General features: G+C 61.7%; 9 protein-coding genes. 4 read left to right on the forward strand and 5 right to left on the reverse strand.

The window, feature by feature from the left end:
* On the reverse strand, window positions 1–2687 hold a 2687-nt coding region (locus tag AC0L3E_RS05860), incomplete at its 3' end, for a VCBS domain-containing protein (RefSeq protein ID WP_473604430.1).
* 324 nt (window positions 2688–3011) lie between these two features.
* Here AC0L3E_RS05860 and AC0L3E_RS05865 point away from each other — a divergent pair.
* A complete protein-coding gene (locus tag AC0L3E_RS05865) occupies window positions 3012–3941 on the forward strand; it encodes a transglutaminase-like cysteine peptidase (RefSeq protein WP_128308183.1) in 930 nt (309 codons plus the stop codon).
* Window positions 3942–4004: 63 nt separating this feature from the next.
* On the opposite strand, the gene AC0L3E_RS05870 is transcribed toward AC0L3E_RS05865, so the two are convergent.
* From AC0L3E_RS05870 to AC0L3E_RS05885, 4 genes are read right to left on the reverse strand one after another with little or no spacing between them, the layout of a single operon-like run.
* Entirely contained in the window at window positions 4005–4646 is a 642-nt protein-coding gene (locus tag AC0L3E_RS05870; RefSeq protein WP_127320299.1) for a ribbon-helix-helix domain-containing protein, read from the reverse strand.
* Entirely contained in the window at window positions 4636–5925 is a 1290-nt protein-coding gene (locus AC0L3E_RS05875; RefSeq protein ID WP_127320297.1) for an HlyD family type I secretion periplasmic adaptor subunit, read from the reverse strand. The genes AC0L3E_RS05870 and AC0L3E_RS05875 overlap by 11 nt, the downstream gene beginning before the upstream one ends.
* Before the next feature lie 42 nt (window positions 5926–5967).
* Window positions 5968–8100 carry a type I secretion system permease/ATPase gene (locus tag AC0L3E_RS05880; RefSeq protein WP_127271964.1) on the reverse strand — a complete coding sequence of 711 codons (2133 nt, stop codon included), beginning with the start codon at window positions 8098–8100 and terminating at the stop codon, window positions 5968–5970.
* A 39-nt stretch (window positions 8101–8139) separates the two neighbouring features.
* Entirely contained in the window at window positions 8140–9588 is a 1449-nt protein-coding gene (locus tag AC0L3E_RS05885; protein WP_473604432.1) for a TolC family protein, read from the reverse strand.
* 615 nt (window positions 9589–10203) lie between these two features.
* On the opposite strand from AC0L3E_RS05885, the gene AC0L3E_RS05890 reads away from it, so the two are divergent.
* The 3 genes from AC0L3E_RS05890 to AC0L3E_RS05900 all read left to right on the forward strand — a co-directional run bounded on the left by AC0L3E_RS05890 (window position 10204) and on the right by AC0L3E_RS05900 (window position 13024).
* Window positions 10204–11667, forward strand: a complete 1464-nt coding sequence (locus AC0L3E_RS05890) for a phospholipase D-like domain-containing protein (RefSeq protein ID WP_473604433.1) — start codon at window positions 10204–10206, stop codon at window positions 11665–11667.
* 110 nt (window positions 11668–11777) lie between these two features.
* Complete coding sequence (locus tag AC0L3E_RS05895; protein WP_128308185.1) at window positions 11778–12626, forward strand: endonuclease/exonuclease/phosphatase family protein; 849 nt, start codon at window positions 11778–11780, stop codon at window positions 12624–12626.
* Between the two features lie 62 nt (window positions 12627–12688).
* A complete protein-coding gene (locus tag AC0L3E_RS05900) occupies window positions 12689–13024 on the forward strand; it encodes a hypothetical protein (RefSeq protein ID WP_128308186.1) in 336 nt (111 codons plus the stop codon).
* The last annotated feature ends 160 nt before the right edge of the window (window positions 13025–13184 follow it).

Below are 13184 nucleotides of genomic sequence, written 5' to 3' on the forward strand. Positions count from 1 at the left end.
GCCGTCCCGTCCGTCAGCACGTTGCCCGAGGCCTGCGCGCCTTCCGACACGCTGTTGGTGTTGGCATGCGCCGTCGGCACGTCGTCGACGATGTCGATGACGATGGCCGCCGGGGCCGACGACGATGTGCCGTCCGAGACGGTGAGCGAGAAGCTGTCGGTCTCGGTGACTGCCGGAACGTCCGTCGTCGTACTGGTCAGTGTGTACTGATAGGCCGCAACACCGGTTGCCGGGTTGTAGCCGGTGATCAGCAGCGTGCCGTGGTCGCCCTGGAAGGCCGAACCGTTGAGGCTGCCGATGGCAACCGTGACGCCGCCGATGGTGACGGTCTGCACGTCGTCGAGCCCGTCGGCGTCCGACACCGTGAAGGTGCCTGTCGCCACAGTGCTGCCGTCGCCGGCCGCCGAACCCGCCGCCAGACCCGCCTCATAGACCTGGTCATGCGCGCCGGCCGGGTTGCCCTGGTCAACGACGATCTGCGGCACGTCGTTGGTGCCGTTGATGGTGATGGTCAGCGTTGCCGTATCGGTGTCGCCGTCGGCATCCTTCATCGTGTAGTTGAAGGTCTCGGTCAGCGTCTGGCCGGCGTCCAGCGCCTGCACCGCCGGATCGGCATTGTTGAGCGTGTAGGTGTAGGTGCCGTCGGGATTGGCAACGAAGGTGCCGTGTGCGCCCGTCGTCGAGCCATCCCAGCTGACGAAGCTCGTCGGCGTGTCGGCGCCCGGCTGGTTGTTGGCATGAAGGTCGTTGGTCAGCACATTGCCGTTGACCGGCGAGAGCGCGTCCTCGCTGATGCTGTTGGTGTCGTTGACCGCATTGGGCACGTCGTCGACGATGTCGATGACGATGGCCGCCGGGACGGACGACGAGGTGCCGTCCGAGACAGTAAGCGAGAAGCTGTCGGTCTCGGTGACTGCCGGAACGTCCGTCGTCGTACTGGTCAGTGTGTACTGATAGGCCGCAACACCGGTTGCCGGGTTGTAGCCGGTGATCAGCAGCGTGCCGTGGTCGCCCTGGAAGGCCGAACCGTTGAGGCTGCCGATGGCAACCGTGACGCCGCCGATGGTGACGGTCTGCACGTCGTCGAGCCCGTCGGCGTCCGACACCGTGAAGGTGCCTGTTGCCACCGTGCTCCCGTCGCCGGCCGCCGAACCCGCCGCCAGACCTGCTTCATAGACCTGGTCATGCGCGCCAGCCGGGTTGCCTTGGTTGACGACGACCTGCGGCACGTCGTTGGTGCCGTTGATGGTGATCTCGACCGTTGTCGTCGAGGTATCGCCGTCGCCATCGGTCAGGGTGTAGGTGAACGTGTCCGTCAGATGCTGGCCGCTGGTCAGCGCCTGGACCGCCGCGGCGCCGTTGTTCAGCGTGTAGCTGTAGTGGCCGTCTGCATCGATCGTGATCGAACCGTAGCTGCCCGCCACGGCCGAACCGACATGGCCCGAGGCCGATGCAACCGTGCCTGCCTCGACGCCCGTTACCGTCGCCCCGTCCGCACCCCTAACGTCGGCAACGCCGTCCGTCACATTCGCGTCCGCGCCGCCGCTGGCCGTAATGACATTGCCGTCCCCGACCGTCGCACCGTCTTCCGTCACGCTGTCGATATCGGCAACCGCCGTCGGCACGTCGTCGACGATGGCAACGGCAAAGGTGGTGCTGGCCGAATCGCCGTCAACGTCCGTGACTGTGATGCTGAAATTGTCCGGAACCGTGTCGTTGGGATCGAATCCGTTCGTCTGATTGGGATGAGCGACTGATTCGGTCACCGTGTAGTTGTATTCGATGGCACCGGTGCTCGGATTGAAGGAGACGATCGTCAGGAAGCCGAAATCGCCCGGGATCTGCTGGCCGACGCCGGTGACGGTGACGCCGTTGATGACGATCGAGCCAATTCCATCCGGCGCGTCGATGCTGATCGTTCCGATGCCGGAGGTCTCGGCGTTGCTTGGCGCGTCGCTGCCGGGAGATTGTGTCTGGCCGCCATTGAGGCCGGTTTCACTGGCCGCTTCGGTCGGGGCAAGCAAGGACGTGGCCGTCACTGAAACCTGCCTGTCGACGATGGACGGGAACAGCTCGCGCCGCTCCAGGAGTCCGAACTGCAAGGCAGTTGGCGGCAGCAGTGCCGACAGGTCGAACCCGTCGCCGATGCCGCCGGGGGGAACCGAGAAATCTCCGCCCGCGCTTGAATTCGAACCGCCCGGACCAGCCGACATGGAACCGTCGGCGCCGAAGGCGACATCGACATGGCTGGCTTCCAGCGCCGCCAGCAGCGCGACGCGCGGCACCTCGACGTCGCCAATGATGAAGGTCGGCACGTTCAGGGCGCCGTCCTTGATCACGATCACCGAGCCGTCGGCCTGTTCGAGCAGAAGGTTTTGTCCGTCGACCTTGATGTTGTCGATGGAGGCGTTGGCCGGAAGCCTCACCACATGGCTGGCGTCGGCTACATATTCGTGCGGCGCAGCTGCCGGCGGCGCCTTTGCTTCCGCGGGCGCTTCTGGCTTGACAGGCGCTCCGCCGCCGACATCGACCGGCACCGGTTCGGACGCTGCCGGCGCGGCCTGCTGCGTCGAATCCGCTTGCGCGACCCGCATCTCTGCCGGCGATGTCTGATCGCCGTGTTCATTGGACGCGGAATGCTCGTTCAAGGAAGCCGAAAAGCTGTCCAACTCGATATTGTTCGTCATGGCTGAAACCCCTCCGATATTTACCGGATAGAGACAGCGGCCACTTCTACTTTGCAACTGCCCCCTAATCTATTTCATATACAATGATATGCATTGCCCGGCATTTTTTACACGTGGTAAACCGCGACAATATAACCTGATATATGTTTGTTTCTGAAGGCCTCCTTGATGGATAGCTGGCCGGCATTTTTCCGGTAAACCAAAGTATAAATTTGAATAAAATTTTAAGCAAAATGGATAAAGACAGTTGCTGGATATTTATCCACCTTCCTTTCCAATAATTTGAGACAAGATTGGTAGCGTCCACAGTCAAAGGTGGGCGTTATGAAAAAGCAAAAATCAGTTCCGGGAAAAACCCGGCTCCAGATGCTCCTGCTGGCAATCGGGCTTGTCGACCTGGCGGGGCCGTCCTTCGCGAGCGATATCGCCGCACCCGGCTGGCCTCAGGAAAAGGTCCAGACGCCACCCAGCCTCGGCGGTGTTTCGCTGGCGAGGCCTCAGCCCTGGCAGCCTGCGGGCGCTTACCGGATCGGTCTGGTCACCGGCAGCTATGGCCCAGATGTTGGCCGCGGGGATGGCTCGTCAACGGCGCGAGATGACGCCGGGATAGATCCGCTGCAGACCGCGTCGATCATTCCGGGGGTGTTCGGATCGGTTGCCTTGTCCATGCGCAATTTTCCCGTCGCGGCTCGCTGGGCGCCCGTCTACCGGGCAATCGCCGCCTGTTCGGCAGGCAGCCCCTGCGAGCACAAGAGCGCGGCTTTTGCCGGCATGATCACCGCCGCACAAGGCAAGGGATTCAGCGAGAAGCTGTCCTTCGTCAACAGCAGCGTAAATCGCCTGATCGCCTACAGGAAAGACAGCGTCGTCTACGGCAAGCTCGACTATTGGGCGAAGCCTTCGGAGATTCTCGAGCGGCGAGCCGGCGATTGCGAGGATTTTGCCATCCTCAAGATGACAGCCCTGCTGAGGGCCGGCATTCCCACGCAAAGCATGGCGCTTGTCGTCCTCCAGGATCGCAAGAGAGGCTTCTTTCACGCAGTGCTGTCGGTGAGCACAGGCAGCGGCACCTTCATTCTCGACAGCCTCAGCAACACTGTCGTGCGTGACAGCGATCTTCCGGATTACGTTCCGCTCTATTCGTTCAGCACGAACCGGGCCTGGATCCACGGTTCAAAGCCGGGCGGAGCCCAGATGGCCGACATCAAGGGCGGCTTCGCAACCGTCGCACCGGGCGAAGGTTTTCAGCCATAGGGTTTTGCCCGGATTGGCGATGCATCCAGAGCAACTCCGGTAAGCGTGTAACGGTGAACTGCCCTAGCCGCCGAAGACGAACGCCATCAGCAGCTCCGGCTCGAGCACCGGAGCCCGCACCGCATTCAATTGTCCCCGGTATCGACGGTCGCCCGCGCCGATGACAAAACCGGTGGCCACCGGCGATTCGCCATTGGCATCGAGCCGCGCAAAGATGTCGGCCACATTGAGGTCCAGCGCCAGCTTGAGGTCGTGCCGTGCGTCATCGCTTGGGGCGATCGGCAATTGACGTTTGACCAATTGCTGGAACGGCGCGTTGAACGACAGGATCTTCTTCGACGAAGCCAGGGCAAAGGCGGGAGACGGGCAAGCGACCAGTATGGCGTTGATGGTGTTGATCGATGCAAGCTTTCGCAGGGTCAGGTTTTCGTCTCCCAACCCACGCATGCAGGCCACCCGGATCGCGGATGTCAAATTGCCTGTCTGTGCCTGGCTTTCGGCGATCTCGTCGATGAGCATGCCGATCGTGCACTTCCTGCTTTCGGCCATCTGCTTCAGCGACATCCAGAATGCCCGCTCCAGACGGATGCCGCGCCGGATGCCGCCGCGCGCCACAACCCGAAATTCCAGTCCAAAATCCTCGGCGGCGACTGGAGGCAGCAGCCGCTCGCGACCGGAATGATGAGGGCTGGCGCTACCGCTCACTCATCGCCTCCTCGCGCGCCTTGTTGATCGGCTTCAGGAGGTAGTGCAGGATCGTCTTGCGCCCGGTCTTGATGTCGACCGAGCAGATCATTCCGGGGATGATCGAATAGGCCTTGCCGTCTCTTTGTAGGGTGGATTTGTCCGTCGCCACACGCACCTGATAGTAGGGTTCCCCCGTTTTCTGATCGACCAGGCTGTCGGCTGTGATGTTCGAGACCTTGCCCTCGATGCCGCCGAAGATCGAGAAATCATAGGCAGTGACCTTGATAAGGGCCTCCTGGTCGGGACGGATGAATGCGACATCCCGTGGCGAGACCCGTGCCTCCACCAGCAACGTCTCGGAGGTCGGCACGATGCCGGCCACCACGGCGCCAGGCTGAACGAAGGCCCCGACCGTGTTAAGCTCCAGCGTGTTGACGATGCCATCCACGGGAGAACGGATATCAGTGCGCGCGACCTTGTCGGTGGCTCCCCTTATGGTCTCATCCACCACCGACAGCTCCGCCAGCGCCTGGGTAAGGTCGTCCAACGCCTCCTGCTGCAATTGCAGGCCGAGTTCCTCGACCTGAAGCTGGGCTTCCGTAATCGACGATTTGATCTTCTTTATCGTTTCGCCCGCAAGGTTCAGCTGGCCGTTGAGCTCGGTCTGTTCGCGCTCCACCCGGAGTTGCTCGGTCCGTGCCATCAGGCCTTTCTTGACCATCGCGTCGACCAGTTTTGCCTCCTGGTCGCTGACGACCAGGTTCTTTGTAAGACGATCGGAATTGGCCTGCGCCTCGGCCAGTTCCCTCTCGCGCTGGTCAAGGCGTGACTTGAGCACGGACAGCTTGTTATCGAAGTTCCCGCGCCGGGCGATGAGCAGCTTCTGTTCATTGTCGCAGATTTGCGGAGCGACCGACTGGATGTCCTGCGGGCACGGAAATGGGCCCGAGAGATTGCCGGCCTGTTCGTATTTCAGCCTTGCTATGCGCACTTCCAGCGCGCGCGCCTTGGCCTGCTGCTCGCCGAGACTGGACGTGTTGAGCGTGTTGTCCAGGCGGATGATGAGATCGTTCTTCTTGACCACCTGGCCAATCGTCACGGCGATTTCCTGAACGACACCGGCTTCACTCGCCTGAATGATCTGGGTCTTGGAAGCGGGTATGACCTTGCCGTCGCCGCGTGCGATCTCATCGACTTCGGCAAAGGACGCCCAGGCGACGAAGACCACGAAGAGCGCTCCGATGATGAATATGGACGCCGACGCAAACAGCGGCGGTCGATCTTCTCTGGCAAGCATTTCCCACGCCCCAACGCATTGGATGCAGCAATATCTGTTTTGTCAGGCGCTTGTTTTCTGCAACGCCTGTATGACTTGGTCCTTCGGTCCGTCGGCAACGATTCTGCCCTGTTCGATAACGATCAGGCGGTCGGCCAGCTCAAGCATGCTGAAGCGATGTGTCGAGACGATCAGCGTGGTGTCGCGGTCGAAGGCGACTTTGAGCTGCTTGATCAACTGGCGTTCCGATGCGAGATCCATCGAGCCCGACGGCTCGTCCAGAAAGACGATTTTCGGTTTGGTCAGCAGCAGGCGTGCGATCGCCACCGTCTGCCTCTGGCCACCGGAAAGATTGGTGCCGCGCTCGCCGACATTCATGTCGTAGCCGCGCGGGTGGCGTGAAACGAAATCGTCGACGCCGGCCGCCTTTGCCGCTTCGATGATCTGTTCGTCTGTAGCCTCGGGGCATGCCATCAGGAGGTTTTCCTTGATGGTGCCCGAGAACAGGTCGCCGGCCTGCGCAACGATGCCGACCGCGGCGCGAACCTCGGACGGGTGATACTGGCGAATGTCGATCCCATCCAGCAGCAGCTCACCGGACGTCGGCAGGAAGAGCCGGCCGATCAGCCGCCCCATCGTCGTCTTTCCCGATCCTATGCGGCCGATGATGCCGATCCGCTCACCCGGCTTGACCGAGATATTCAGGCCGGTCAGAACTTCGTTTTCCGAGCCTGGATAGACAAACCCGACATTCCTGAACACCATCGCCCCCTTGCGGATGGGGCGGTTGACGAAGCCCACCGTGTCGGGTCGATCTTCCGGCTGAGCCATGATCGAATTCACCATTCTCAGCGAGAGCATGGCCTGGCGAAACCGGGACAACGTTATGGCAATCTGGCCGAGCGGCGCCACGGCCCTGCTCGCCAGCATCACCGTTCCTATGATTGCTCCTGTCGAAACATGCCCTTCCGAGAAGGCATAGGCGCCGGCCACGACCAGGGCGACGGTCACCAGCTGTTGTATGGACTGGGTGATGTTGCCCGCCGCCGCCGAAAGCTGCTTGATCTTCTCGGACGTGTTGGCGGCGTTCTTGGAGTGCTCTCCCCATTTTCGCAGCAGATACGCCTCGGCGCGCAGCGACTTGATGGTCTCCAGCGTCGAGATGGATTCGACCAGCAGGGCCTGGCGCTGCGACGCTTCGTTCATCGAGGCGGCGACGCGCTTGCCGATGCGGCGCTGGGTGATCAGGCCGACGATGACGGACATCACGAAGGCCAGCGCCGGTATGATCACCAGCCATCCGCCTATCGCATAGATCACAAGGAGAAAGACGAAGACGAATGCCGTGTCGATGAACACGCTTATGGTGTTGGAGGTGAAGAACTCCCTGACGAATTCATATTGCGTGACCCTGTTTGCGTATTCACCGGTCGAGCCGGGGCGCGCCGACAGCGACGAGTTCAGCACTTTCTCGAACAGCAGATAGGATATCCGGAGATCAGCCTTGCGCCCGGCATAGTCGATGAGGGAAGCCCTGGCCGTCTTCAAGAGCAGGTCGAACAGGATGACCGCGCCGATGCCGAGAGCCAGCACCCATAGTGTCGATATTGCCTTGTTCGGCAGGATCCTGTCGTAGACGTTCATCGTGAAGATCGGCGAGGCTATGGCCAGCAGATTGATGAACACCGCCGCCAGGACGACTTTCGAATAGGTGCGCCAGAAAGCGCCCATCGTCCCCGTAAGCCAATGTCTCCGCTCGATCCTGGCCGCCGAGCCGACCGACATGGTCTCGGCGGCATTGGCATAGGTGATCGAGAAGGAAGCGCCGCCGCTGATGTAGCTGGCGGCCAGTTCCGATCGGCCGATCGTGGTGCGGCCGTCTTCCTGGGGCGCGGTGATATACGCATCGTCTTCGCCCAGAGCGAGCAGGGCAACCGGCAATTGGCTGACGCGAAAGACGATTGCCGGCAGGTCGATACGCCCCCTGAGAAAATCACGGTGATTGAACTCGGTGACTTCCAGGCCGATGCGTTCGGCAAGGTGCCTGATATCGTCGGCCGCAATTCGCGTGTCCGAGAGCGGCACGCCGGCAAACAGCACGGTCTCCGCGCTCGGCCTGCCGAGATATCCGGCAACGGCCGAGAAGCAGGCCTTGAACGCCTCCTTGGGAGAGAGGATATTGGGTTGCTGGTTCACGATCTGCCCGTCAGGACGCTCGCTGGACCTTGCGTCGTCTTATTTCTTCCTCACCGGGGCGAGGATATCGAATGGCAGGTCGTTCTTCTGCTCCGATGGCGTCCGCGCATAGGTCTCGGTGTCCGCGGTTTCCGGTGTTGCAAACTCGGTGCGAGCATAGGCTGTCGCTTGCTTTGCCGGCTCGAGATTCATCGTTTTCAGCAACTGTCCGGTCGCGGCCAGGAGCCGGTACTGGGCAAACAGCGATGCGTAGGACGCGGTATCCGCCAGCGTTGCCGTGTTGAACCGCGTATTCTGCGCGTCGAGCACGTCGAGCAGCGAGCGCTGTCCAACCTTGAACTGCTCGCGATAGGAAGCGACCAGCTTTTCATTGGCGGCGGCCTGTTGTCTCAGGGTCTTCGCCAGATCGGCTTGCCGGAAACGGCGATCCCATGAGGTGCGAACGGCTTCCTCGATTTCGCGCAAGACCTGATGATAGGCGAGCCGCTGCTCGCTGGCGCGGCGGATCTGCTCCTGTTCATTGGCCTTGTCTATGCCGCCGCGATACAAATTCCAACGCAGCACCAGACGCGCCTGCAGGTCATTGGTGTCCCCGTCGTCGCCGTCAATGTCGGTGCCTGCCCTGGCCCGACCTTCAGCAATGACTTCAGGGCCATATTTCGCCCGGGCCGCATCCACCAGGGAAGCCGCGGCGTCGATATCGCTGGTGGCCATGTGAACGCGCGGATTGCTCTGTCGTGCCAGGCCGATCGCGTCATCCAGTGACCGCGGAAGCGCGGCGGCGACATCACCCGGCCGCGAAGCATTGACCAGCGGCTTGCCGACGGTCTTGAAGAACCGGATCTTGGAGGCTTCCAGCTCTTCGGTCGCCTCCTGCATGCGGGCCTTGGCCGCGAACAGACGCTCCTCGGCCTGTTGGCGGTCGGCCTCGTTCAAGGCTCCGCCTGAGATGCCTTGCCGGATGTCGCCGAGTATCGCCTGATGGAAACCCAGATTCTTCTTGGCTTCGGAAACGATCGACGCCTGCAGCATGTATTCGAGGTAATCCTGGACAACGGACAGCCCGATGAATTCGGACCGTTCCAGCACCCGGAACGACGCTCCGTCGACGCGCGATGCCTGGCGGTTCAATTCCGCGCGACGAGCTCCGCTGTCGAATAATTTCTGGGTCACCACCAGATTCGCTTCCGCCGGATAGAGCGAATCGTCCTCTATCGACAGCGAGCGTCGGGACGAATTGTCGAGCCGGCGAACACCAGCCGATCCCTCGACATCGACACTGGGAAGGTAAAGGCCCTTGGCCTGCCGCAACTCGAACTCGATTGCTTCGCGGTTTTCGATCGCCTGTCCAATCTCGGGATTGGATTCCACCGCGACAGCCATCGCCTCCTTGAGCGTAAGCGCATGAGCGCCCCCGCAGGTCAGCATGGTGGCCGCCATCAACAGACCAAGGCGCCTGCCTATGGTCGACATACCTGTCGTATTCATAATCCCACCCTAACGTTTCCCCAGCGTCCTTCTTCAGAGCGCTAACCAAGCCAAGGCCTGCCCGTCGGTGGATTATCCACAAATTCACGGAATGTGTGAGCGATTATTGATTTAGAGGGCGCTAAATAGCCCTTTTGGGCAACAAGGCTGCGAGATGTAGCAAAAATAGCACATAACTTCGGCTCGCTGCGGTTGTATCCGGACGCCCCATTCAGTGGGAAAGCACAGAAAATCGCAAGCCAGTGGGCCGATCTGCCCAGAATCATGGCCGGTTCGGATAGCGGTTGTCGATAATCCAACCGGAGGTTGAACGCTTTTTCAGGCACCTCCCTTGGGGTGCCGCGTCCAAAAAATACTTCATCGCGGCGGCCGGCGCTGCGCGTCAATAGAGGTGGTACCAAAGCATAAGAGCCCGAGCAGGACAGGACGATGCCAGGCTCTATGCTTCCCCTGGGTCAGGTTTGTCCTTCTGAACAGGATCTATCGGAGTGCTTCAACCCATCGATCTCTGCGGCCGGTCGAACTTTTCAGCCAAGGCCGCATGCCACCATCCACCGAATGCACGGCACGAGCGGCTGCATTGCCTTCTGCAACCGCTCGCTGGATAGTCTCGGCATGTTGGCGACCCTGGCGACTCACTGGCCTCAGATTCTGGCGATCATCTCCGTGGTGATGGCGACGGTCGGCATCGTCCATGCCGTCATGACAAAGGAAGATGTCCGTGCCGCCACCGGCTGGGTCGGCGTGATGGTGCTGTCCCCGATCCTCGGCGTGCTGATCTATGCCGTCGCCGGCATCAACCGCATTCGCCGCGCCACGATCACCGCCCAGCGCCCGTTTGCCGATGGCGCGGTGTCCGCCAAGCACGAGCGCGACGTCGCTGTCGAAGAGGCCCTGATCGTCGAGCGCTACGGGCAACGGTTCACGGGCTTGCGGACATTGGGCGACAGGGTGGCGCGGCGCGCGCTCAATCCTGGAAATGGAATCGATGTGCTGGAGACCGGCGACGAGGCCTATGCCGCCATGTGCGCGGCCATCGATGGTGCAGAGCGCAGCGTCCTGCTCGAGACCTATATTTTCGACAATGACGCCGTCGGCCTGCTCTTCGTCCAGGCGCTTGCCGGCGCCGTCCACCGCGGCGTCACCGTCCGCGTGCTGATCGATGCCGTCGGCGCCCGCTACTCGGTGCCGAGCATCCTGGGGCATTTGCGCGAGGCCAACATCCCCGCCGATGTCTTCAACGGCAACATCGTCATGGGCCTGCGCCTGCCCTACGCCAATCTGAGGACCCACCGGAAGATCCTGGTGGTCGACGGCATCGCCGCCTTCACCGGGGGCATGAACATCCGAAAAGGCTTCTCTGCCGAATTCGCCGGCTCCAACAGCGCCAGGGACACGCATTTCCGGGTGACCGGTCCGATCGTCGCCGACCTCTTTTCGGTCGCCGCCGAGGACTGGCGCTTCGCCACCAACGAGGCGCTGAAAGGCGACGCCTGGCGCATCGCCCCGCTGGCGCCGTCGCCAGGCGCACCGATGATGGTGCGGGCGGTCGCTTCCGGCCCGGATGCCAGCAACGAGACCAACCACAAGCTGCTGATCGGTGCATTCTCGGTCGCCCGCAAGTCTATACGCGTGATGTCGCCCTATTTCCTGCCGGATCGGGAACTGATCAGCGCGCTGATCACCGCCGGCAGGCGCGGGGTCGAAATCGACATCGTGGTGCCGGCGGTGAACAATCTTTTCCTCGTCGACCGCGCGATGATGGCGCAGTTCGATCAGGTGCTCAAACACTATTGCCGTGTCTGGCGCACCGAGGGACCGTTCGACCATTCGAAGCTGCTTTCGATCGACGGCGTGTGGGCCTATGTCGGCTCTTCCAATCTAGACGCCCGATCGCTGCGGCTGAATTTCGAGATCGACCTGGAGGTGCTCGATGCCGGCTTTGCCAGCGAGATCGAGGCGCGGATCGGGTCGGCGATCGCCTCCGCCGTGCCGGTGACGCTGGAAGCTTTGCGAGCCCGGCCGTTTCTTATCAGGCTGTTCGACCGGGTATTGTGGCTCGGTTCACCCTATCTCTAAGGCGGAGGTGCGCTTGAGGAACTCGTCCGTCATGGAACATACGCCGAAATTGCCTATTTTCACTGTATCCGGCTTCTGAATTGATGCCAGCGAGGACGAGCAGCACAGAGATGCACAGAATTGGACGCAGCCTCCCGGCAAGCATGCTTCTGTCCCTTCGTGACCGCCGGATGCAGAAAGCCAATGCCGCCGCACTCAAGACGACAGCCACCACCGGCACGCTGGTTGCCTCCTACAATGTCCACAAATGCATCGGCGTCGACAGGAAATTCGACCCGGAACGGACCATCCGCGTCATCCGCGAAATCGATCCGGATCTCATCGCGCTGCAGGAAGCCGACAATCGCTTCGGCGACCGTAATGGGCTTCTCGACCTGCCCCGGCTCGAACGGGAAACCGGCCTGGTTCCGGTGCCGATTTCGGCCACAGGCAAGGGCCATGGCTGGCATGGCAACGTCTTGCTGTTCAAGAAGGGCGTCGTTCGCGACGTGCACCAGATCAAGCTTCCGGGACTGGAGCCGCGCGGCGCGGTGGTGGCGGAGATCGACCTCGATGGAAGCCAGACGCTGCGCATCATCGCCGCCCATCTCGGCCTGCTGCGCCGCTCGCGCTCCCAGCAGGCGCGCGTCGTGCTCGACCTGATGAACAGCCCGGACGAAAGACCGACCTTGCTGCTCGGCGACCTCAACGAATGGCGGCTTGGCAACCGCTCCGCTCTCAACACGCTGCATGCAACGTTCGGCCCGCAGCCGCCGGCGGTCCCCACCTTCCCGTCGAACCTGCCGCTGCTGGCGCTCGACCGGATCATGGCCAACAGGCACGGCATGATTGCCGCCATTAACGCGCATGACACGCCGCTTTCGCGCGTTGCCTCCGACCACCTGCCGCTGACGGCCTTCGTACGCCTGGAACGGGTGGACGATGACGCCTTGATGTCCTCCGCGTCGCAAAGTGTGTAAAATTAGGCGGAACGCCCAGTTCCTCCGCCAGTTAACATGTCCCGAACGCGCAGGAGGACGAGATGAAAAAGCTGATTCTGGCTTGCCTGTTGGCATTGGCCGCGACAGCGGCGATCACTGCGCCGACGCAAGCGGCAAGCGTGACCATCCAGTCCGACGATGACGACCGATATTTGCCGGATGACGATTCCGATAGTGGGATCGTTATTCGCCGTCACCACCGCGATCGCTATTACGACAATCAGTATGATGGCGACCAGGATGTTCAGTATGACAATGGCGGATACCGGTACGGCGAATATCGCCGCCACCACCGGCATCACCGCTGCCACATCGAACTGGTCAGGCACTGGCGCCACCACCACAGGGTGATCGAAGAGGTCCGCGTTTGCGGCTGATGCCAGATCGGGCAACCGGCGAAAGCCGGCCGGTTTCATCGGGCATGATCGGCTGACGAAATAGCGCTGACGTGAGAGGCGATGCTGGACCGCGTCGACTCGTGGTAGCCAGCACGCGCACCGGACCGTGCCCAGCAAAAAACGGCAAGGATCGGCCGGC

The sequence above is a fragment of the Mesorhizobium sp. WSM4822 genome (genome assembly GCF_055811155.1).

What these genes read in the sequence shown, in the direction of transcription:
- AC0L3E_RS05890 (WP_473604433.1), top strand. Translation starts at nt 10,204, where the DNA reads ATGTTGGCGACCCTGGCGACTCACTGGCCTCAGATTCTGGCGATCATC.
- AC0L3E_RS05900 (WP_128308186.1), top strand. Translation starts at nt 12,689, where the DNA reads ATGAAAAAGCTGATTCTGGCTTGCCTGTTGGCATTGGCCGCGACAGCG.
- AC0L3E_RS05885 (WP_473604432.1), bottom strand. Translation starts at nt 9,588, where the DNA reads ATGAATACGACAGGTATGTCGACCATAGGCAGGCGCCTTGGTCTGTTG.
- AC0L3E_RS05865 (WP_128308183.1), top strand. Translation starts at nt 3,012, where the DNA reads ATGAAAAAGCAAAAATCAGTTCCGGGAAAAACCCGGCTCCAGATGCTC.
- AC0L3E_RS05875 (WP_127320297.1), bottom strand. Translation starts at nt 5,925, where the DNA reads ATGCTTGCCAGAGAAGATCGACCGCCGCTGTTTGCGTCGGCGTCCATA.
- AC0L3E_RS05895 (WP_128308185.1), top strand. Translation starts at nt 11,778, where the DNA reads ATGCACAGAATTGGACGCAGCCTCCCGGCAAGCATGCTTCTGTCCCTT.